Origin of the sequence: Sorangium sp. So ce128, from assembly GCF_051525245.1 — a bacterium.
Taxonomy (GTDB): Bacteria; Myxococcota_A; Polyangia; order Polyangiales; family Polyangiaceae; genus Sorangium; species Sorangium cellulosum_B.
Genome location: NZ_CP150313.1, coordinates 10,148,609 through 10,171,997, shown reverse-complemented (window position 1 = coordinate 10,171,997; position 23,389 = coordinate 10,148,609). Strand labels below are relative to the sequence as shown.

Sequence of the window (23,389 nt, the reverse complement as noted above, 5' to 3'; positions counted from 1 at the left end):
GCCTCACTTCAGCGCCGCGCGCAGCGCGTGGACCGCCTGGGTCTGCGTCGGCTGATCGAGGAACCCCGCGAGCCACGCAGGATCGAGCTCGGGAAGGAACGCGCTTCGCGCGCGGGGCTCGTACCGCTCACCCGAGAGCGCGAAGATGCGGAGGCCCTCGTCGCGGTCCCACACCCAGACCTCGGCGACGCCGAGGCCACGGTAGATCTCCAGCTTGTCGAGACCTCCGTGCGTCCAGACGACCTCGAGCGCCAAGTCTGGCACTTCTTTGTTCGTGTCACCGACGATGTAGCACTCGTCGGGCTCGGCCCCGCGCTCCTTCGGCGCATTGCGGAGCGTCCACGCGCCGTATCCGCTGAGCTCGATGCCGCGCCCATCGCAATAGGCTTCGAGGAGCCGCGCGATGGTCTTCTTGACCCCTTCATGACTGCGGGACGGGCTCATCAGCTCGATCGCTCCGTTCAGGTAGTACATGCGCACGCCGGCCCGGTCCCCACGCACAGCGAGGAGGATCTCGTAGTCCTTCCACGTCATCCCATAGAGGATGACGTGCTGGTCGCTCTCCTCGTGACGGGGCCGCGGTCGCTCGGCCTCGGGTGCGGCGTTCGTCGGGACAGACTGCATGGGCCAGAGGATACCCGATGGTGGAGCCGGCGGCGAGCGCTGGCAGGCGCCGGGCGCTTGCTTCCATCATTGCGTGGCGACTCTGCGTCACCGCTCTCCTCCCGGCGCGCTGATGGCGGGCCGCTCGCGGTTGGAGGGGATTCTCATCACGAAAGCCGCTGCGGCGCAGCAGACCGAGTGACCTGAAAGATGTCCGACAAGTCGGCGTCCAAGGAGCTTTATGTGCTCCTCAGAATGCCACAGGCACCGCCGCCGGGCCGCGGATCATGGGCCATTCGCTCCATACGATGTCGCGCGGCGAGGTGGCGAGCTCGATGCGCGGCAGCCTCCGGAGGAGCGTCGAGAAGGCGATCGCCGCCTCGATCCGCGCGAGCATCGCGCCCAGGCAGAAGTGGATCCCGCTCCCGAAGCCGATGTGCCGGTTCGGCGAGCGGCCGATATCGAAGCGGTCCGGATCCGGAAAGTGCTCCGGATCCCGGTTCGCGGCCAGGAGCCCCGCCGAGACCCCTTCTCCCGCCGGCACGCGGGCGCCGAACAGCTCGATGTCCTCGAGCGACCAGCGGATCGTCGAGAGCTCTGCCGGCCCCTCGCAGCGCAGCACCTCCTCCACCGCGGAGCCGACGAGCCCGGGGTCCTCGTCCAGCCGGCGCCGCTCCGCGGGGTGCGAGAGCAGGAGGAACATGCCGCTCGCGATGAGGTGCACGGTGGTCTCGTGGCCCGCGACGATCAGCAGGAACACCATGCTCGAGAGCTCCGCCGGGCTCAGCTTGTGCTCCTGCTCCTCGGCGAGCAAGAGGCCGCTGATCAGATCGTCGCGCGGGGCCTTGCGGCGCGCGTCGGCGAGCGCCCGGAAGTACGCCGCGAACTCCTCGACCACGGGCTGGGCGCGCTCCACGAACTCGCGATCTTTCGCGGGCGCGAGGAGGATCTTGGTCCACCGGCGGAACCGGTCGCGATCCTCGAGGGGGAGGCCGAGCAGCTCGGCGATCACCGCGGTGGGGAGCGGAAACGCGAAGTCTGCCACGAGCTCCATCCGGCGCCTGTCGATCACCGCGTCGATGAGCCCGTCCGCGATCGCCTGGATGCGCGGGCGCAGCCCTTCCATCATCCGCGGCGAGAAGGCCCGCTGGACGATGGCCCTGAGCCGCGTGTGATCCGGCGGATCGGCGTCGAGCATGTGCTGATCCATGAAGGTCGTCCGGTCGCTGAGCGGGAAATAACGCCTGCGCACCTCGTCGGGGAGCTTGCGGAAGTCGCGGATCAGGCGCGGATCCTTGAGGAGCTCCACGCAGTCGTCGTAACGCGCGGCCACCCAGATGGGCACGTCGAGGCGGGGGTGAATGAGGCGATGCAGGCGCCCCGCGGCCCGCATGCGCGCGTAGATCGCGTGCGGCTCGGCGCGGCTGCTCGGATGGAACAGCTCCGGAAAAGCGTCCTGGTCGACCATGATTCCCCCGTTTCATGGCGTCCGGACGTTCGAGGTGATGCTCGCGTCACGCCGGATCGCGAGGTGTGCATGGTGGAGAACCGCGCTCCGTCAAGCGGCGGTCGGAGGGCTGCGCGCCGTCAGGTCGCGGCGTCGGATCTCGGGCGCGCCGCGGGAGCGCGCCCGACCTTCAGGGCGCGTCGCTCGCGCCGAGCAGCCGAGAGATCAGCGTGTGCTCCACGTCGTCGAGCGCCTCGCGCAGGAACGCCGGGTCGTCGAGGCGGATCGCGTCGTCCCCCTCGCGCGCCTCGACGGGCAGCTTGTTCCTGAGGCTCGCGAACTCGCGCAGCAGCGAGGACAGGCCTGCCTCGTCGTCGCGCAGCGCGCGCAGCGACCTCGTGAGCTGGCCGATCGCGTCGTCCCGCTCCTCGAGCGCGCCCACCTGGAGCGGCGAGATCGTCCGGGAGAGCACGCGCTCGATCCAGAGCGCGCCGCCGAGATCGTTGGCGATCGCGCGGATCTGCCCCGTCCATCGCTCGAAATCGGCGCGGAGCGCGGCGTGCGCCTTCGTCGCGCCGCACAGGAAGACCCGCGCGGCCAGCGTGCGCCCGTCCGCCTCGGCGAGGCGCCGCTCGAGCTCCTCTCGCGTCAGATCCACGATGTCGTCCGCGCTCGCGGCCGGGGAGAGATCGACCTCGCAGGCGCTCCAGCGCACGACGTCGAGGGGGCGGTGCTCGACCGAGGTGATGCGGCCGTCGTCCACCGCGACGAGGAGGGCGCCCTTCTCGCCGGTCTCGCGGGCGTGGCGGCCCTGGAGGTTGCCGGGGAACGCGATGTACGGATCGCGCGAGAGCACCTCCCGGGTGTGCACGTGGCCGAGCGCCCAGTAATCGTATCGCTTCCCGACGAGGGTGTTCAGGCTGCAAGGAGCGTAGTTGTCGTGGCCCTCGCGGCCGCCCAGGCAGGTGTGGAGCATGCCGATGTTGAAGAGGCCTGCCCGCGCGTCCGGATAACCCGCGGCGAGATCGTCGGTGACGGCCTTGGTCGCGAAGCTCTGTCCGTGGACGGCGACCCCGAGCCGATCGAAGACGATGGATTCGGGGCGGCGGGGATCGAGCCGCCGGGCGTTCTCGGGGAGCTCCAGGTGACGCGTGATGTTGCTCTCGGCGTCGTGATTGCCATAGAGGAGCACGACGTCCACCCGGGCGGCGCGCAGGCGGGAGAGCTGCGCGGCGAAGAACAGGCCCGTGCTGTAGTCCTTCCAGTCGCCGTCATAGATGTCGCCCGCAAGGAGCAGGAGGTCGACCTCCTCGGCGAGGCAGAGGTCCACGAGGTTCTCGAGCGCGCGGCGGGTGGCCCCGCGGATCTGCTCGACGGGGGCGCCCGGGTAACGGTCGAGCCCGCGGAGCGGGCTGTCGATGTGGAGGTCGGCGGCGTGGACGAACTTCATGACTGGCGCGGCCCGAGCTTAGCCGCTCGGCGCCGGGAGCGCTGCTCATCCGATGAGGATCGCGCTCGCCTGAAGCGGCCGAGCCGCGCTCTGGCGAGGAGGCAGGCGGAGCGCGCCCGAGGAGGGCGGCTGACGCGGGCGCTGGGCTAACGGACACACGTGCAGGCGGAGTGCTCGGAGTCAGGCGTGTCCTTGCCCTGCTCGCCCGCCCTGTCGACGACCCGGGCGTCCATGCCGAGCTGTTGCAGGAGCTCGGTCACGAGCGCGATGGCCTCCTGCTTGTCCGCCTGCGTGCGCGGAGAGGACCACGTGTCGCTCTTCGCGACGAGCGTCCTCACAAGGGCGTCGATCGACGCGGCGTCGAGAGCAGCCGGCGCGCCGGTCGCTCGCGTGTCCGGCGCCTCGCGGATTGCGCCGTCTTCCCGCGAGCCCTCGACGCTCGTCGTGGGAGCGGTGGTCGCGGTCTGTGCCCCGTCGCTCCTGCCGCTCGCGGCGTCCTGGGGCCGGTACCCCGCGCCCACGTCCGCCGGGCTCGTGCCTGCAGCCGTGGGACCCTCCGGTCCGGGGCTCACCGGGGACGGCGGACCCGAGAAGAGCTCTTCACGGCCGAACTCCCTCCGGATCTGCTCGGCCGACAGGACCTTGCCGCCGATGCTCTGGAAGCCGCCGGGGACCTTCGCGAGCTTGCTCACCTCGCTGGGCAGCGGGAAGAGGAACTCCGCGCCCTCGTCGACCCGGATCTTCGTCGTCTTGCGGACGGTCGGCTCGCGCGGGTTGACGGGCGTCATCCTGTCGGCATTGAGCTCGAGGAAGAGGTTCATCAACGCCGGCGTGAAGGTGAAATTGAACCGCTTGCAGTAGCCGTCGAAGACGAGCGTATACGGCGTTGTGTGCTGCCCCGCGTGCCTGCTGGAAGGCGGCCGCGTCCAGCGCAGCACGGCGCGCGACGTCCCTGGGCTCCCGGCCTGCGCGCCTTGCGAGGCGGCCGCGCCCGCCGCGCTGGGCACCGCGCGCACCCCCCACGTCCCGAGCGATCTCTCCGCCGGACCGGGGTCCCACGACTGGAAAGCCCTCCCGTCGAGCTCCGACAGGTTGAGGGTGGCGACGAGATCCGAGGGCGAAAGCGGCTGCTGGAGCCGCTGGCCTTCGAGCGTCTCCCTGAACAGGCGGCGCGCCACGTCCTCGGGTCCGTGCTCGCCGGCTTCCCTGGGCGCTGCGTCGATGTCGGGGTGATCGTGCAGCCTGGCGATGTGGTCCATGCTCGCATCGGTGAGCGGCATGGCAGCGATCGAGCCGAGATCTCCCAGCGTCGGCAGCGCCAGGCTCAGGTCGCGGCGTGAGCTGAGGATCTTCTCGACCTCGGTCTCGCTCGGCGCGTGGTTGAACTCGCTGGCCAGGGATTCTGCCAGCTGCTCCTCGGTCGTCGGGGGCACGCCGAACCCGCTGAACATCTGCTCGCCGGACGCGCCGGCGCGCCCCAGGTACATCGCGTTCTCGCCGCTCCAGAAGCCCTCTGGGTGGCGCCTGACGTAGAGCTCGTGGTTCTTGATGTAGTACCAGCCGCCGCGCTTCGCGGGGCGGGAGCTCGGCGCGTTGCGCGTGTCCGCCTCGCCGTCGCCGGTCATCTCCGCCCGCTCCTCGTCATCCAGCGTCGCGGCCTCGGGCGCGAAGAAGCGCTGCAGGGGGTTCTGGGCGCTGAAGTCGCGCTGCAGCATCAGGCGGTCCTCGTTCGAGACGCTGGAGCCTTCGCCGCCGAACCTCCGGTCGAAGTCCTCGTCTCCGACCGCGCGCAGGAGGGTGCGGTAGTTGATCGCCTGCATCGTCGTCCCGCACTCGGCGATGGTGAGGTGCTCCTCGGGGTCGAAGAACTCCCGCAGCGCCTTGCTCGCGCTCACGCCGGGCTTCAAGCGCCAGGTGAAGCTGCTCTGCTTCTCGAAATGGTCCGGGTTGAGGAAGCCGGTCCGGGCGTCCGCCAGCTCCTCCTGGACGCCGGCGTTCCGCGCAACCGCCGTGAGGGCGTCCAGGCGCGCGCTGGGCACGTTGAACGAGTAGTGGACCTTGCCCGCGTGGTGGAGCTGGTTCATCCCCTCGACGTTGGCGCGCGCCAGCCGCGCCGGCTCGGACATCCCAGCGTCGGAGTCCCCGGACTCCGATCGTTCGGACCCGGCGTCCTCCGGCTCTGACGGATCGCCGTCGAGCTGCGCGCGCGCCCACTGGTCGAACTCGTCCTGCGCGCTCTCCCACGCGTCGAGCTGGTCATGGAGGGCGTGGAGCTGATCCAGGTCGAGCGATTCAGCGTCGGACGCCTCGCCCTCGCTCCGGGCCTGCTCGACCGCCTCGAGCTCGGACAGGAGCTCCACCTCCATCAGCTCGGTATCGGATGGCTCGGATTCCGAGAGCCTCTCCAGCACCTCATTCAGCCTGCGCGTGTCGTTCATGCTGAAGCGGCCGAGCCGGCGCAGCTCGACGCGCGCTGTCTGGGGATGGTCGTCGTAGAGCCGGAGCAAGAGCCTCGCGGCCTCGGGGGAGAGCACGTCGATGGCCCCGCGCAGATCGTGGGGCTGCCGGATGCGGTGGATCTCGCCGAGCCAGGGGCGCACACCCTCGTTGAAGCGGCGCCAGTCCGCCCGGCTGTCGAAGTCCTGCACGCGGGGGGCCATGCCGGTGAGCGCGTCATCGGCGCCGCCCGGGGCCTGCGAATTCACCTCGGCGGAGGCGCCCGTCTGCGGCGTCCGCGACGGGGGATACGTGCCATAAGCGAACGCCGCGAAGAGCTTCGGCATGTCCTGCCTGGCCACCCGCACGGGGAACGCTCGCCCCCAGGACTGGATCGGCACGATGAAGGAATCGCCGTGGACCGTGATCGGCCCGTCGATCGCGACCAGGTGGGGGCTCGAGGCGTCGACCTCGCCGAGCCGCGGGATCGTCTCGGGATCCTGGGGTGCAGAGGCGGCCGCCTCGTGCTTCGCCGCTTGCTCCCAGAGCGCCTTGCCGTTCATCACGGTCGCGAGCGCGAACCCCGCCTGATCGGGCTTCGCGAGGGCCTCGTTGATGCGCGCGACGTCGTAGCCGCCGGGGGAGTCGCTGGTCATGATCTTCGCGTTCGCTCCGAGCGCATCGTTCATGAGGGCCGCGGTCGATCTCGCCGAGACCAGCAGATCGCCTTGCGTCGCGGCGACGCCGGGCTCCTTGGCGTCGTCGGTCTGCTTCTCGAGCACCGCGACGGCCGTCTCCCCGAGCAGCTCGACGAGCCCGCGGGCGAGCAGGTGGTCGAGGAGGTGGCCGTCCAGCTCCTGGGTGGCTGCGCCTTGCCCCTTCAGGCGGTCGCGCTTGGCCTTGGCGGTCTTGAGGCCGTTGAGGAGCGGTCTGTTCGGAGTCGGCCCGTGCGCTGGCAGGACCTCTCCCTTCATCTGGCTCAGGAGGAGCTCCAGGCCGTGGCTGAGCGCCCGAGAGCGCGAGCCTTGCTGTCCGAAGGTGCCGGCGCCGGGCGCGCCCGCGAGCCGGCCGAGCGGCCTGCCGGTGAAGAGCGCGACGACCACGTGCGATGCCGTGGCGAGGTCGTTCTTGAGCGTCGTGTAAAGGACGCTGTGCAGCGCGCAGTTGGTGAAGGCCGATTGCGACAGCGAGGCAGGGTCCTTGATGAGCGTGCTCAACCGTTCGACGAGCGAGCTCCTCACGCCCTGCGCATGGAGCAGCTGGCTCAGGAGCTGGGCGGCCTCCTCCCTGTGCTTGCCGTCCGCCGGGCGGGGCCATGTGCTGCTCTGCTCCTCGATCGTGCGGATCAGATCCTCGAGGGGGCTCCCCTGGGGCCGCGCGGCTTGCTCGGCGCTGGAAGGGCTGCCGGACGTCGTGGCGGCGGTCGGGGCGGCTGCATGATCGCGGCTGTTCGAGGCGTTGTACCCTGCCAGCATGTCCTCCGGGGCATTCCGTGAGACGCTCGCGGCGGGGTTGAAACCGGTGGTGATGGCGCTCGGGCTCGCTGCGCTCGCTGCAGGCGGGGTGCCGGTCCCCGCGGTCGCCGTACCGGCGCTGCCAGCGGCGGCGTCTGCCGGCGTAGCCTTCTTCTCCTGGAGGTCGATACCGAACCCGCTGTCCGCGGAGACGACCCGCCAGGCGGTACCCGCCTTGTCGCGAACCACGATCTCCTCGGAGTAGGGGAGATCGTCGACGTAACCAAGGATCTCGTCGGCCGCGGTTTCGCCGAATTGCTCGACGATTTTCGGTCGTTGGCCGACTTCGAAGGACACCTCTTTCGGCTTCGCGTTCAGCTTCTCCTTGATGCGCTCGGAGGCTCTTTCGAACACGGCGTCGAGCTCGTGTGGCGGGAGCGCTGTGGGCGTCACCTCGATCTCGCGGAAGCGCTTGCCGTTGTGCTCCCGGTCGGTGACCCTGGTGATGGTCATGCGCGAAGGCACCAGGAGGACCTCTTTCTGGTCCTGGTTGTAGGCGATCGGGTCCCCGTCCCGCTGCTGGTCGGGGTAGGAGAACATGACCGTCGGGTAGTGGCTCGTGGTGTTGATCTTCATGACGAGCCCGCCGTCCTTGACCCATTGATTCAAGGCCAGATCGGGGGTCCATGAGGTCGAGCTCGGGAGGAACTCGTCGAGCGTGCCGCCCTCGCTCAACGCGCTGGTGTCGAGATCGTTGATGACCCTGTAGAGGGTGATGTCCTCTTCGTTCAGGTCCTGGGTCGCTGTGAGCAGGTCCTGAGCGACGCGGGAGAAGTCGTCGATCTTTTGGCGAAGGGTGTCCAGCTCGTCCGGGCGCAGAACGGTGCTCAGCTCACCGTCTTCGCCGCGCTTGCTGGTGAACGCCCCTCCGCCAGGGATCCCCCGCATCGTCTGCGCTTCAGGGGTCGTGTTCGACATGTTGCGCATCAAGCCCTGGAGCGCGTCGATGTGCCGGGACGCCAGGAGACCGGTGCCGCTCCTCTCGGGCGCGGGCTGAGACGCCTGCGACGAAGACGAAGAGGAGGGCTGCCCCGAATTCTTGGCTCTCTTGGAGCTCGCTGGGGCGTCTTGCTCGTCGTCACCGAGCGCCTGCGCGGCTTTCCGCTTCGTCGCGCTCTCGGGCGCAGGGGTCTCGTCGGGCAGCATTCCGGTGACGCTCGCGGCCTGGTCGTGGCCTGTACCGGACGCAGCAGGCGCCGTCGTCTGCCCTGGCGCCGTGGTGAAGGAGCCGTAGGTAACGACGGTGAAGAGCTTCGGCATGACCTCCTTCTTCACGTCGATGGAGAAGGTCTGCCCCCAGGAATAGATGGGCACGGTGTAGTGCGTGCCGCTGTCCGTGATCTTGCCGTTGATGACGACCTGGTGCGCGCTCGACGCATTGAACGTGCCCGCGTCGTCGAACGGCCTGGACTTCTTCGGATCCTTCGCGAACTCCTTCGCACGTTCGGCGAGCGCCTTGCCGTCGAGGACCGTGGCCAGGGCGAACGGGGCCTGGTCGGGCCGCGAGAGCACGTCGTTGATGCGGCTCACGTCGTAGTCGTTCCCGGCGACCATGGTCTGGGCGTCGCCGCCCAGGATGTCGTTGAAGAGCGTCACCAGCGAGTTCGCCGACAGCAGCAGATCTCCCCGCTTCTTGGACGGGCCGGTGGCGTCCTTGGGCCTCGTGGCTGCCTTGTCGAGGTAGCCGGGGATGGCGCTGGCGGTATGCTCGGCGTCGGTCTTGTATTGCTCCGGGGCGAGCTTGCTGAGCATCTTGCCCATGCCTCGGGCAAGGAGGTAATCGAGGACGTGCTTGTCGGAGAAGGCGCCCCCCTTGCGCTCGACGTCGGCGCGCTTGGCCCCGGCCTTCTTGATGCCGTTGTGGAGCAGCTTGTTGCCGGCGGGGGCCTGCTCCAGCGGGATCTCGCCGCGGATGACACGCTGGATGGGATCGGCGACCTTCGGGCTCGTGGCAGCGCCGTGTTCGCCCTGCGCGGGCAGCGAGAAGTCGGCGCGCAGCTTGCCTTTGCGGTCGAAGAGCTTGCCGGAGAACTCGGCCGCGACCACGCGCGCGAACCCGCCCAGATCGGAGGTGAGCAGCGCGTGGAGCACGCCGTTCAGCGCGCAGATGGCGAACTGCGACTGGGAGAGGGAGTCGGGGTGTTTGATGAGCTCCGCGAGCCTCTCGATGAGCGACTCATCCACGTTCTGAGCTCGCATGAGCTCGCCGAGCAGCGCCGCGGCCTCCTGCTTGTCCTCGTCCGTGGCCGGATGAGACCATTGGGCGCTCTTCTCGTTCAGCGCCTCGAGCGTCGCATCGATCGAAGCCTTGCCATCGGTCGTGGGGGTGCTGCCGGTCGCGGCGAGGCCGCCGGTGGTGGTGGAAGCGGCGGTTTTGCCTGGCGCTGGGCCTCCGGTGGCGGCGGCACCCTGGTTCGCGGCGCTCGGAGCGCCCCCGAACTGCTTGGTGGTAGCGGCGCCGTCGGCCTGGGGGGGCGCGTGGGTCCAGCTGGGCCCCGGGGCCCCGGTCACCGTATCGGCGCTGCCAGCGGCGGCGTCTGCCGGCGTAGCCTTCTTCTCCTGGAGGTCGATACCGAACCCGCTGTCCGCGGAGACGATCCGCCAGGGGGTACCCGCCTTGTCGCGAACCACGATCTCCTCGGAGTAGGGGAGATTGTCGACGTGACCAAGGATCTCGTCGGCCGCGGTTTCGCCGAATTGCTCGACGATTTTCGGTCGTTGGTCGACTTCGAAGGACACCTCTTTCGGCTTGGTGTTCTGCTTCTCCTTGATGCGCTCGGAGGCTCTTTCGAACACGGCGTCGAGCTCGCGCGGCGGGAGCCGTGTGGGCGTCACCTCGACCTCGCGGAAGCGCTTGCCGTTGTGCTCCCGGTCGGTGACCCTGGTGATGGTCATGCGCGAAGGCACCAGGAGGACCTCTTTCTGCGCCTGATTGTAGGCGATCGGGTCCTCGTCCCGCTGCTCGTCGGGGTAGGAGAACATCACCGTCGGGTAATGGCTCGTGGTGTTGATCTTCATGACGAGCCCGCCGTCCTTGACCCATTGATCCAAGGCGAGCTCGGAGGTCCATGACGTCGAGCTCGGGAGGATCTCGTCGATCGTGCCGCCCTCGCTCAACGAGCTGGTGTCGAGATCGTTGATGACCCTGTAGAGGGTCAGATCTTCTCGGGGTAGGTCCTGGCTCCTTGTGAGCAGGTCCTGAGCGACGCGGGAGAAGTCGTCGACCTTTGGGCGAAGGGTGGCCAGCTCGTCCAGCCGCAGGTCGGCGCGCAGCTCGCCGTCTTCGCCGCGCTTGCTGGTGAACGCCCCTCCGCCGGTGATCCCGCGCATCGTCAGCCCTTCAGGGCTCGTGTCCGACATCTGCATCAAGTCGTGGAGCGCCTTGATGTGCCGGGACGCCAGGAGGCCGGTGCCGCTCCTCTCGGGCGGGGACTGAGCCGCCTGCGACGAAGACGAAGAGGAGGGCTGCCCCGAATTCTTGGCTCTCTTGGAGCTCGCAGGGGCGTCTTGCTCGTCTTCGCTCTGCGCCTGCGCGGCTGTCCGCTTCCTCGCGCTGGAGGGCGCGCGGGGCTGCAGGTCGCCCGCATCGTCCTCGCCGTCCAGAGCTGGATTGTACCCTGTCGGCACGTCCGCCGGCGTCGCCTTCTTCTCCTGAAGGTCGATACCGAACATGCTGTCCGCGGAGACGAGCCGCCAGCGGGTACCGTCCTTGTCGCGAACCACGATCTCCCGCTCGCTGGGGTCGGGGAGCTCGTCGACGTGACGAAGGATCTCGTCGGTCACGATATCGCCGAATTGCGCGGCGATGTCCGATTGTTCGTCGAGCTCGAAGTGCTTCTCCTTCGGCTTGGTGTTCTGCTTCTCCTTGATGCGCTCGGAGGCTCTTTCGAACACGGCGTCGAGCTCGCGCGGCGGGAGCTGTGTGGGCGTCACCTCGACCTCGCGGAAGCGCTTGCCGTTGTGCTCCCGGTCGGTGACCCTGGTGATGGTCATGCGCGACGGCACCAGGAGGACCTCTTTCTGGTCCTGGTTGTAGGCGATCGGCTCTCCGTCCCGCTGCTGGTCGGGGTAGGAGAACATCACCGTCGGGTAATGGCTCGTGGTGTTGATCTTCATGACGAGCCCGCCGTCCCTGACCCATTGATCCAGGGCCAGATCGGGGGTCCACGAGGTCGAGCTCGGGAGGAACTCGTCGATCGTGCCGCCCTCGCTCAACGAGCTGATGTCGAGATCGTTGATGACCCTGTAGAGGGTCAGATCCTCTCGGGGCAGGTCCTGGGTACGAGTGAGCAGGTCCTGAGCGACGCGGGAGAAGTCGTCGATCTTCTGGCGAAGGGTGTCCAGCTCGTCCGGGCGCAGATCGGTGCTCAGCTCGCCGTCTTCGCCGCGCTTGCTGGTGAACGCCCCTCCGCCGGGGATCCCGCGCATCGTCTGCGCTTCCGGGGTCGTATTCGACATGTCGCGCATCAAACCCTGGAGCGCGTCGATGTGCCGGGACGCCAGGAGGCCGGCGCCGCTCCTCTCGGGCGCGGGCTGAGCCGGCTGCGACGACGAGGAGGGCTGCCCCGCATTCTTCGCTCTCTTGGAGCTCGCCGGGGCGTCTTGCTCGTCGTCGCTGTGCGCCTGCGCGGCTGTCCGCTTCCTCGCGCTGGAGGGCGCGGGTGTCTCGTCGGGCGGCATTCCGGTCGCGCTCGCGTCCTGGCCCTGGGCTGAACCGGACGCGGCGGGCGCTGGCGCCTGCATCCCCGTGGTGATGGCCGTGGGGTCCACGGGGCGCCCCGCGGGCGTCGCCTTCTTCTCCTCCAGGTCGATACCGAACATGGTGTCCGCGGAGGCGATCCGCCAGGGGGTGCCATCCTTGTCGCGAACCACGATCTCCCGCTCGCTGCGGTCGGGGAGCTTGTCGACGTGACGAAGGATCTCGTCAGCCACGGCATCGCCGAATTGCGCGGCGATGGCCGCTCGATCCTCGGCGTCGAAGCTCTTCACCTTCGGCTTCGCGTTCAGCCGCTCCTCGATGCCCTGGGACGCTCTCTGGAACACGTCGTCGAGCTCGTCCGACTCAAGCTCTCTGGGCGTCACCTCGACCTCGAGGAAGCGCTTGCCGTTGTGCTCTCGCGGGGTGACCTTGGTGATGGTCATGCGCGAGGGCACAAGGAGGACCTCTTTCTGGTCCTGATTGTAGGCGATCGCGTCCCCGGGCCGCTGCGCGTCGGGGTAGGAGAACATGACGGTCGGGTATTTGCTCGTGGTGTTGATCTTCATCAAGAGCCCGCCGTCCTGGACCCATTGATTCAGGGCCAGATCGGGAGTCCATGAGGTCGAGCTCGGGAGTAGCTCGTCGAGCGTGCCGCCCTCGACCAGCGAGCTGGTGTCGAGATCGTTGATGACCCTGTAGAAGGTCAGATCCTCCTGAGGCAGGTCCTGGGTGCGTGTGAGCAGGTCCCGAGCGACGCTCGAGAAGTCGTCGACCTTCTGGCGAAGGGTGGTCAGCTCGTCCGGGCGCAGCTCGGTGCTCAGCTCGCCGTCTGTGCCGCGCTTGCTGGTGAACGCGCCGCCTCCGGGGATCCCGCGCATCGTCTGCGCTTCAGAGCTGGTGTTGGACATGTCGCGCATCAGGCCATGGAGCGCGTCCACGTGCCGCGACGCCAGGGCCCTCCCCGGCGCGGGCTGAGCCGTCTGCGACGAAGAGGAAGAGGATGGCGCCCCCGTATTCTTCGCTCTCTTGGAGCTCGCCGGGGCGTCATGCTCGTCGTCGCTCTGCGCCTGCTCGGCTGCGCGCTTCCTCGCGCTGGACGGCGCGGGGGTCTCGTCGGGCAGCATTCCGGCGACGTTCGCGGCCTGGTCCTGGGCAGTACCGGATGCGGCGGGCATCGGCGCCTGGCTCTGGGTGAGGTCGTTCGCGGCCGGCGCTCGCGACGGGAGGTAGGTTCCATACGTGAAGACCGGGAAGAGCGACGGCAAGACGTCCTTCTTCACCTTGATGGAGAAGCTCTGCTGCCAGGTGTGGAGGGGCACGACATAATGATCGCCATCCTCGGTGATCTTGCCGTTGATGACGACCTGGTGCGTGCTCGAGGTGTCGATCGCGCGCGCATCCTCGAACGGCCTGGATTTCGTGGGGTCCTTCGCGAACTCCTTGGCACGCTCGGCGAGCGCCTTGCCGTCGAGGATGGTGGCCAGGGCAAACGGCGCCTGGTCGGGCCTCGCGAGGACGTCATTGATCCGGCCCACGTCGTAGTCGGCCCCGGCGGCCATGGTCTTGGCGTCGCCGCCGAGGATCTTGTTGAAGAGCGTCACCAGCGAATTGGCTGACAGCAGCAGATCGCCGTGCTTCTTGGACGGGCCGGTGGCGTCCTTGGCCCTCGGCGTCGTCTTGTCGAGGTAGCCGGGGATGACGCCGGCGGCATTCTCGGCATCGTCCTTGTATTGCTCCGGGGCGAGCTTGCTGAGCATCTTGCCCATGCCCCGGGCGAGGAGGTAATCGAGGACGTGCTCGCCGGAGAAGGCGCTGCCCTTGCGCTCGCGGTCGGCGGATCCGGCCTTCGCCTTCTTGATTCCGTTGAGGAGCAGCTTGTTGCCGAACCCGGCGTTCTGCACCGGGAGCTCGCCCCGGAGGACACGGTGGATGGGATCGGCGACCTGCGCGCTGATGGCGGCGCCATTTTCGCCCTGCGCGGGCAGCGAGAAGTCGGCGAGCAGGTCCCCCTGGCGATCGAAGAGCTTGCCCGTGAACTCGGCCGCGACCACGCGCGCGAACCCGCCCAGGTCGGAGGTGAGCAGCGTGTGGAGGGCGCTGTTCAGCGCGCAGATGGCGAACTGGGACTGGGAGAGGGAGCTCGGGTTCTCGATGAGCTCCGCGAGCCGCTCGACGAGCGCCTCATCGACGCCCTGAGAGCGCATGAGGTCGCCAAGGAGCCTTTGGGCCTCCTGCTTGTTCGCGCCCGTGGCTGGATGAGACCATTGGGCGCTCTTCTCGTTCAACGCCTTGATCGCCGCATCGACCGAGGCGTTACCGTCGGCCGCCGGCGGGCTCTGGGTCGCGGCGAGGCCGTCTTTGGTGGTGGAAGCGCGGGGGTCGCCTGGAGCGGGACCGTTCGGCGTCTGGCCTGTCGCCTGCCTGCCGAGCTCTGTCGCTGGGCGCCCGGGCGAGGCTCCGGTCACCGCCTCGGCGCTGCTCCCGGCGACGTCAGCGGGCGTCGCCTTCTTCTCCTGAAGGTCGATACCGAACCGCTCGTCCGCCGAGACGATCCGCCAACGGGTACCCTCCTTGTCGCGAACCACGATCTCCCGCTCGCTGGGGTCGGGGAGCTTGTCGACGTGACGAAGGATCTCGTCGGCCACGGCATCGCCGAATTGCTCGACGATCTCCGGTCGTTCGTCGACCTCGAAGGACACCTCTTTCGGCTTCGCGTTCAGCCTCTCGTCGATGCGCTCGGACGCTCTCTGGAACACGTCGTCGAGCTCGTTCGACTCAAGCTCTCTGGGCGTCACCTCGACCTCGAGGAAGCGCTTGCCGTTGTGCTCCCGCGGGGTGACCTTGGTGATGGTCATGCGCGAGGGCACAAGGAGGACCTCTTTCTGGTCCTGGTTGTAGGCGATTGGCTCTCCGTCCCTCTGCTGGTCGGGGTAGGAGAACATGACGGTCGGGTATTTGCTCGTGGTGTTGATCTTCATCACGAGCCCGCCGTCCTGGACCCATTGATTCAGGGCCAGATCGGAGGTCCATGAGGTCGAGCTCGGGAGGAGCTCGTCGAGCGTGCCGCCCTCGACCAGCGAGCTCGTGTCGAGATCGTTGATGACCCTGTAGAAGGTCAGCTCCTCTCGAGGCAGGTCCTGGGTACGTGTGAGCAGGTCCCGAGCAACGCTGGAGAAGTCGTCGACCTTCTGGCGAAGGGTGGTCAGCTCGTCCGGGCGCAGCTCGGTGCTCAGCTCGCCGTCCGTGCCGCGTTTGCTGGTAAACGCGCCGCCTCCGGGGATCCCCCGCATCGTCTGCGCTTGAGGGCTGGTGTTGGACATGTCACGCATCAAGCCCTGGAGCGCGTCCATGTGCCGGGACGCCAGGGCCCTCCCCGGCGCGGGCGGCGCCTGCTGCGGCGAAGAGGAAGAGGATGGCTCCCCCGCATTCCTGGCTCTCTTGGAGCTCGCCGGGGCGTCTTGCTCGTCGTCGCTGTGCGCCTGCGCGGCTGTTCGCTTCCTCGCGCTGGCGGGCGCGGGGTCCTGGATGGGCGCCATTCCGGTGACGGTCGCCAGCGCGCCTGCATGGTCCGTGGAGGCGCCGTCGCTCTGGGCGGGCGGGCGGGTCGGGCTGGGCGCCGGGGCCCCGGTCACCGTAGCGGCGCTGCTCCCGGCTGCGTCAGCGGGCATTGCCTTCTTCTCTTGAAGGGCGATACCGAAATCCTTGTCCGCGGAGACGATCCGCCAGGGGGTACCGTCCTTATCGCGAACCACGATCTCCCCCTCGCTGGGGTGGGGGAGATCGCCGACGTAACCAAGGATCTCGTCGGCCACGGTATCACCGAATTGCGCGACGATTTTCGGTCGTTGGTCGACCTCGAAGGACACCTCTTTCGGCTTCGCGTTCAGCTTCTCCTCGATGCGCTGGGACGCTCTTTCGAACACGTCGTCGAGCTCGTTCGACTCAAGCTCTCTGGGCGTCACCTCGACCTCGAGGAAGCGCTTGCCGTTGTGCTCCCGCGGGGTGACCCTGGTGATGGTCATGCGCGAGGGCACAAGGAGAACCTCTTTCTGGTCCTGATTGTAGGCGATTGCGTCCCCGGGCCGCTGCGCGTCGGGGTAGGAGAACATGACGGTCGGGTATTTGCTCGTGGTGTTGATCTTCATCAGGAGCCCGCCGTCCTGGACCCATTGATTCAGGGCCAGATCGGAGGTCCATGAGGTCGAGCTCGGGAGGAGCTCGTCGAGCGTGCCGCCCTCGACCAACGAGCTGGTGTCGAGATCGTTGATGACCCTGTAGAAGGTCAGATCCTCTTGAGGCAGGTCCTGGGTGCCGGTGAGCAGGTCCCGAGCGACGCTCGAGAAGTCGTCGACCTTCTGGCGAAGGGTGGTCAGCTCGTCCGGGCGCAGATCGGTGCTCAGCTCGCCGTCCGTGCCGCGCTTGCTGGTAAACGCGCCGCCTCCGGGGATCCCCCGCATCGTCTGCGCTTGAGGGCTGGTGTTGGACATGTCACGCATCAAGCGATGGAGCGCGTCCATGTGCCGGGACGCCAGGGCCCTCCCCGGCGCGGGCGGCGCCTGCTGCGACGAAGACGAAGAGGAGGGCTGCCCCGAATTCTTGGCTCTCTTGGAGCTCGCCGGGGCGTCTTGCGCATCGTCGTTGAGCGCCTGCTCGGCTGTCCGCTTCCTCGCGCTAGAGGGTGCGGGGGTCTCGTCGGGCAGCATTCCGGTGGCGCCCGCGGCCTGGTCCTGGGCTGAACCGGACGCGGCGGGCGCCGGCGCCTGCATCCCGGTGGTGACGGCCGTGGGGTCCACGGAGCGCCCCGCGGGCGTCGCCTTCTTCTCCTCCAGGTCGATACCGAACATGCTGTCCGCGGAGGCGATCCGCCAGGGGGTACCCGCCTTGTCGCGAACCACGATCTCCCGCTCGCTGCGGTCGGGGAGCTTGTCGACGTAATCAAGGATCTCGTTGGCCACGGCATCGCCGAATTGCTTGGCGATGGCCGCTCGATCCTTGACTTCGAAGCTCTTCTCCTTCGGCTTGGCGTTCTGATTCTCCTCGATGCGCTCGGAGGCTCTTTCGAACACGGCGTCGAGCTCGCGCGGCGGGAGCTGAGTGGGTGTCACCTCGACCTCGCGGAAGCGCTTGCCGTTGTGCTCCCGGTCGGTGACCCTGGTGATGGTCATGCGCGACGGCACCAGGAGCACCTCTTTCTGCGCCTGGTTGTAGGCGATCGGCTCTCCGTCTCGCTGCTGGTCGGGGTAGGAGAACATCACCGTCGGGTAATGGCTCGTGGTGTTGATCTTCATGACGAGCCCGCCGTCCTTGACCCATTGATCCAAGGCCAGATCGGGGGTCCATGAGGTCGAGCTCGGGAGGATCTCGTCGAGCGTGTCGCCCTCGCTCAGCGAGCTGGTGTCGAGATCGTTGATGACCCTGTAGAGGGTCAGGTCCTCTTGGGGCAGGTCCTGGGTACGTGTGAGCAGGTCCTGAGCGACGCGGGAGAAGTCGTCGACCTTCTGGCGAAGGGTGTCCAGCTCGTCCGGGCGCAGATCGGTGCTCAGCTCGCCGTCTTCGCCGCGCTTGCTGGTGAACGCCCCTCCGCCGGGGATCCCCCGCATCGTCTGCGCTTCCGGGGTCGTATTCGACATGTCGCGCATCAAGCCCTGGAGCGCGTCGATGTGCCGGGACGCCAGGAGGCCGGTGCCGCTCCTCGCGAGCGCGGGCTGCGCCGCCTGCGACGAAGACGAAGACGAAGACGAAGAGGAGGGCTGCCCCGCGTTCTTCGCTTTCTTGTTCTCGGCGCTCGATCCGGGGCCTTGCTCGTCGTCGCTGAGCGCCTGCGCGGCTTTCCGCTTCGTCGCGCTGTCGGGCGCCGGGGTCTCGTCGGGCAGCATTCCGGTGACGCTCGCGGCCTGATCCTGGGCTGTACCGGACGTGGCAGGCGCCTGCGCCTGCCCTTGCGCCGTGGCGAATGAGCCGTAGGTAACGACGGTGAAGAGCTTCGGCATGACCTCCTTCTTCACGTCGATGGAGAAGGTCTGCCCCCAGGAATAGATGGGCACGGTGTAGTGCGTGCCGCTGTCCGTGATCTTGCCGTTGATGACGACCTGGTGCGTGCTCGACGCGTCGAACGTGCCCGCGTCCTCGAACGGCCTGGACTTCTTCGGATCCTTCGCAAACTCCGCCGCGCGTTCGGCGAGCGCCTTGCCGTCGAGGACCGTGGCCAGAACGAACGGGGCCTGGTCGGGCCGCGAGAGCACGTCGTTGATGCGGCTCACGTCGTAGCCGTCACCGGCGACCATGGTCCGGGCGTCGCCGCCCAGGATGTCGTTGAAGAGCGTCACCAGCGAATTGGCCGACAGCAGCAGATCTCCCCGCTTCTTGGACGGGCCGGTGGCGTCCTTGGGCCTCGTGGCTGCCTTGTCGAGGTAGCCGGGGATGGCGCGGGCGGTGTTCTCGGCGTCGGCCTTGTATTGCTCCCGGGCGAGCTTGCTGAGCATCTTGCCCATGCCCCGGGCGAGGAGGTAATCGAGGACGTGCTTGTCGGAGAAGGCGCCCCCCTTGCGCTCGACGTCGGCGCGCTTGGCCCCGGCCTTCTTGATGCCGTTCTGGAGCAGCTTGTTGCCGATCGGGGCCTGCTCCAGCGGGATCTCGCCGCGGATGACACGCTGGATGGGATCGGCGACCTTCGAGCTCGTGGCAGCGCCGTCTTCGCCCTGCGCGGGCAGCGAGAAGTCGGCGAGCAGCTTGCCTTTGCGGTCGAAGAGCTTGCCGGAGAACTCGGCCGCGACCACGCGCGCGAACCCGCTCAGGTCGGAGGTGAGCAGCGCGTGGAGCACGCCGTTCAGCGCGCAGATGGCGAACTGCGACTGGGAGAGGGAGTCGGGGTTTTTGATGAGCTCCTCGAGCCTCCGGATGAGCGACTCATCCACGTCCTGAGCTCGCATGAGCTCGCCGAGCAGCGCCGCGGCCTCCTGCTTGTTGTCGTCCGTGGCCGGATGAGACCATCGGGCGCTCTTCTCGTTCAGCGCCTCGAGCGTCGCGTCGATCGATGCCTTGCCGTCGTTCGTGGGGGTGCTGTCGGTCGCGGCGAGGCCGTCGGTGGCGGTGGAAGCGGCGGCTTTGCCTGGAGCTGGGCCTCCGGTGGCAGCGGCACCCTGGTTTGCGGCGCTCGGAGCGCCTCCGAGCTGCTTGGTGGCGGCGTCGCCTGCCTGGGGCACGGTCGGCGCAGACGTCATCGTGCCGGCGTTCGCCGAAGCGGCGTCGTCCACGTTGCTGGTGGCGGCGCCGTCGCCCTGGGGGGGCGCGTGAAGCCAGCTGGGCGCCGGGGCCCCGGTCACCGTATCGGCGTTGCCCGCGGCGGCGTCTGCCGGCGTCGCCTTCTTCTCCTGAAGGTCGATACCGAACCTGCTGTCCGCGGAGACGATCCGCCAAGGGGTACCCGCCTTGTCGCGAACCACGATCTCGCCGGAGTGGGGGAGGTTATCGACGTGACCAAGGATCTCGTCGGCCACGGTATCGCCGAATTGCTCGGCGATGGCCGCTCGATCCTCGACTTCGAAGCTCTTCTCCTTCGGCTTGGCGTTCTGCTTCTCCTCGATGCGCTGGGACGCTCTCTGAAACACGTCGTCGAGCTCGCCGGACTCAAGCTCTCTGGGCGTCACCTCGACCTCGCGGAAGCGCTTGCCGTTGTGCTCCCGGTCGGTGACCCTGGTGATGGTCATGCGCGAAGGCACCAGGAGGACCTCTTTCTGCGCCTGATTGTAGGCGATCGGGTCCTCGTCCCGCTGCTCGTCGGGGTAGGAGAACATCACCGTCGGGTAATGGCTCGTGGTGTTGATCTTCATGACGAGCCCGCCGTCCTTGACCCATTGATCCAAAGCGAGCTCGGAGGTCCATGAGGTCGAGCTCGGGAGGATCTCGTCGAGCGTGTCGCCCTCGCTCAGCGAGCTGGTGTCGAGATCGTTGATGACCCTGTAGAGGGTCAGGTCCTCTTGGGGCAGGTCCTGGGTACGCGTGAGCAGGTCCTGAGCGACGCGGGAGAAGTCGTCGACCTTCTGGCGAAGGGTGTCCAGCTCGTCCGGGCGCAGATCGGTGCTCAGCTCGCCGTCATTGCCGCGCTTGCTCGTGAACGCCCCTCCGCCGGTGATCCCGCGCATCGTCAGCCCTTCAGGGCTCATGTCCGACATCTGCATCAAGTCGTGGAGCGCCTTGATGTGCCGGGACGCCAGGAGGCCGGCGCCGCTCCTCTCGGGCGCGGACTGAGCCGCCTGCGACGAAGAGGAGGGCTGCCCCGAACTCTTCGCTCTCTTGGAGCTCGCAGGGGCGTCTTGCTCGTCGTCGCTGTGCGCCTGCGCGGCTGTCCGCTTCCTCGCGCTGGAGGGCGCGGGGGTCTCATCGGGCGGCATTCCGGTGGCGCTCGCGGCCTGGTCCTGGGCTGAACCGGACGTGGCGGGCGCTGGCGCCTGCATCCCCGTGGTGATGGCCGTGGGGTCCACGGGGCGCCCTGCGGGCAGCTGCGGGGCCGCCTCTGGCCGGGGCTGGCCGGGTCTCTCCGGCGCCTTTTCTTGGGCGCCCTGCGTCGGCAAAGCGCCCGGTTGAGGACTCGAGGCCTCCGGCGCCTTGGCCGTCGTCTGCTCCGGGGCATCACCGGGCAGCTCGCGTGGCTCGTTGTCCTGGGAGGTTTGCTCTGCCCCTCGCGTCGGCTGCTCGGGGGCGCGCTGCTCGGGGTCCTGGGCATCTTCCTTCGGTGACGACGCGCGATCCCCGGGCGGATCGCGGGGCTCGTCGTCCCGCGGCTCCTGATCGGGCCCTCCCGACCGCTGCTCGGAGGCACGCTGCTCGGTGTCCTGGATGTCTTCCGGCGGCAGGGTGCGCGGGCCGACGAGCTCGCCGATCGCGTCTTTGCCCCTTTCCGCCAGGTCATGCTCGAACCTGTCCGCTCGGTCCTTGAGGACCCCGGCCCAGTCGTCGCCGAGCTTGCCCAGGTCGACGGTGCGAGCATTCTTGATCTGGTCGTCACCGATCTTGTCCTGCTTGAGGCCGCCGACGCTGGAGATGGGGTTGGCGGTCTTCTCGGTGGAGCGCCAGTTGTGGATGTAGCCGACGGTGCTGGGCGCGTTGGGCCCTGTCGTCTCGATGCCGATCTGGAGGGCGCCCGGCCTGTCCGACCTGGGCGGCCGGTGGCCGATGAAGATGTGGCCGTGAGCGCCGTCTGGCAGGATGACGTCGCCGTTGAAGTCCTTGAGGCCGAGGCCGCCGATGGCGAGGTTCATGCCGTAGAGCTCGGTGTCATCGAGCTTGGACTTGATGGCGGCGACGTGTCCTCCTTCCTCCTTGAATTTGCCCTTGCCGAGCGCGATGTGGTGCGTCCCGAAGGCGCGCGGGAACACGCCGGCCTTCGGGTTGCCGTGCCCGTCGGTGATGCCGAGGAGCTCGGTCACCGCGTACGGAGGCGTGCCCGCGGGGATCTGGATGTTGACCCGGCCGCCGTGGGAGAGGAGCTTGGCGACGGGGACGTCGCGGAGCGGGACATGGCTCTTTGCGCTGTCGTCGTAGATCTCGGCGCCTTCCTGGAGCAGGTGAAAGACGTTCGTGAGCACCTCGATCGACTGGTTGTACCTGTCGAGGACATCGTCGTTCGAGAGGGTGCCGCTTCCCGTCGGGTTCGGCACGGCGCCTTGCGCGATCGCCTTGGTCGCGTCGTCGTTCGGCGCCGTGTGCTCGAGCGTCTTGGCCCATTCTGCCGCGATGCCCCGATCGATCTCCTGCTTGAGCTCGTCCCGCCTCGCCGGGTCGCTCGCGTGCCTCGCCTCCATCGACAGGGCCACCGCGGCTGGAGGGGTGCCCTCGAAGCGTTGCCCGCCCTCGCCGCTGTTCCTCTGTCGAGAGACGTAGCTCGCGAGGACGACCTTGCTCGGCTTGTGGAGCTGGTGGAAGCCGCGGAACTTCTCGGGATTGTCGTCCTTGTCGTCCGACAGGTACTGCTTGACCTGGTCGAGCGTGAGCATGCCGGAGGCGTTGAGCCAGCGCTGTCCCTGAGGGGTCGAGGAGAGCTGCTCGAAGGCGTTCCACTCGGCTTCGTTGAACAGCGGTCCTTTCGGGAAGCGCTTCCCGAGATCCTTCTTCGCCTGCGCGGGATGGGCGGGGAAGCCGCCGCTGGTCAGCTGGTCGGCGATGCTCGGGAGGCCTCGCTTCGCCTTCTTGCGGCTGCCTCTACCCGTTTGAGTCCTCCATTCGGACTTCTTGACGGCCTTGTCCGCGATCCATGTCACCTTGCCGTCCTGCGCTGGGTCGGCCGTGGTGGACGAGTGTCCCGGCGTCGGTCCCGAGCCGCCGGCCCCCGGCTGCCGGGAGCCCTGCCCCGCGGGCGGTGACTTCGAGGTGGAGGGCTTGGCGGGCGTGGGCTCCGCGGTGGCAGCGGGTTTAGGGGCGGGGGTGCTCTTCGCGCCGGTCTCGCCCGTCTTGGGGGAGGTCTGAGCTGACGTGCTGTCCTTTGCGACCGTCTCCTTCGCGGGTGTCCCTCCGGGCACCTCGCCCCCCTTGGGAGCCGTGCTTCCTGGCTCCGTCGCCTTGGTGTTCCCTTGGGGACCCTTGCCGAGGCCTGGAGATGGCTGGTCGGTAGGCTGGGTGGAGCCCTTGGGGAGGCCGCCATCGGAAGGGGCGGATTGAAGCCTGGCGGTGGGCTCGGTGGTCTGAGGCTGGGTGGAGCCCCTGGGGAGGCCGCCATCGGCGGAGCGAGGCCTGACGGTGGGCTCGGTGGTCTGAGGCTGGGTGGAGCCCTTGGGGAGGCCGCCATCGGAAGGGGCGGAGCGAGGCCTGACGGTGGGCTCGGTGGTCTGAGGCTGGGTGGAGCCCTTGGGCAGGCCGCCATCGGCGGAGCGAGGCCTGACGGTGGGCTCGGTGGTCTGAGGCTGGGTGGAGCCCTTGGGCAGGCCGCCATCGGAAGGGGCGGAGCGAGGCCTGACGGTGGGTTCGGTGGTCTGAGGCTGTGTGGAGCCCTTGGGCAGGCCGCCATCGGCGGAGCGAGGCCTGACGGTGGGCTCGGTGGTTTGAGGCTGTGTGGAGCCCTTGGGCAGGCCGCCATCGGCGGAGCGGGGCCTGACGATGGGCTCGGTGGTCTGAGGCTGTGTGGAGCCCCTGGGGAGGCCGCCATCGGCGGAGCGGGGCCTGACGATGGGCTCGGTGGTCTGAGGCTGTGTAGAGCCCCTGGGGAGGCCGCCATCGGAAGCGGCGGATCGAGGCCTGACGATGGGCTC

At 68.4% G+C, this 23,389-nt stretch carries 4 protein-coding genes; all 4 read right to left on the bottom strand.

Going from position 1 to position 23,389, the window contains the following annotated elements:
* Window positions 1–3: 3 nt before the first annotated feature.
* The 4 genes from WME82_RS38500 to WME82_RS38485 all read right to left on the bottom strand — a co-directional run bounded on the left by WME82_RS38500 (window position 4) and on the right by WME82_RS38485 (window position 22,663).
* On the bottom strand, window positions 4–624 hold the full coding sequence (locus tag WME82_RS38500) for a Uma2 family endonuclease (RefSeq protein ID WP_438039409.1): 621 nt from the start codon (window positions 622–624) through the stop codon (window positions 4–6).
* 229 nt (window positions 625–853) lie between these two features.
* Window positions 854–2,071 (bottom strand): cytochrome P450 family protein, encoded by a 1,218-nt coding sequence (locus WME82_RS38495; RefSeq protein WP_438039408.1) that lies wholly within the window; start codon window positions 2,069–2,071, stop codon window positions 854–856.
* A gap of 169 nt (window positions 2,072–2,240) precedes the next feature.
* The gene (locus WME82_RS38490; protein WP_438039407.1) at window positions 2,241–3,500 is read right to left on the bottom strand and encodes a metallophosphoesterase family protein; all 1,260 of its coding nucleotides are present in this window, start codon (window positions 3,498–3,500) and stop codon (window positions 2,241–2,243) included.
* Window positions 3,501–3,646: 146 nt separating this feature from the next.
* Entirely contained in the window at window positions 3,647–22,663 is a 19,017-nt protein-coding gene (locus WME82_RS38485; protein WP_438039406.1) for a hypothetical protein, read from the bottom strand.
* Window positions 22,664–23,389 lie beyond the last annotated feature (726 nt).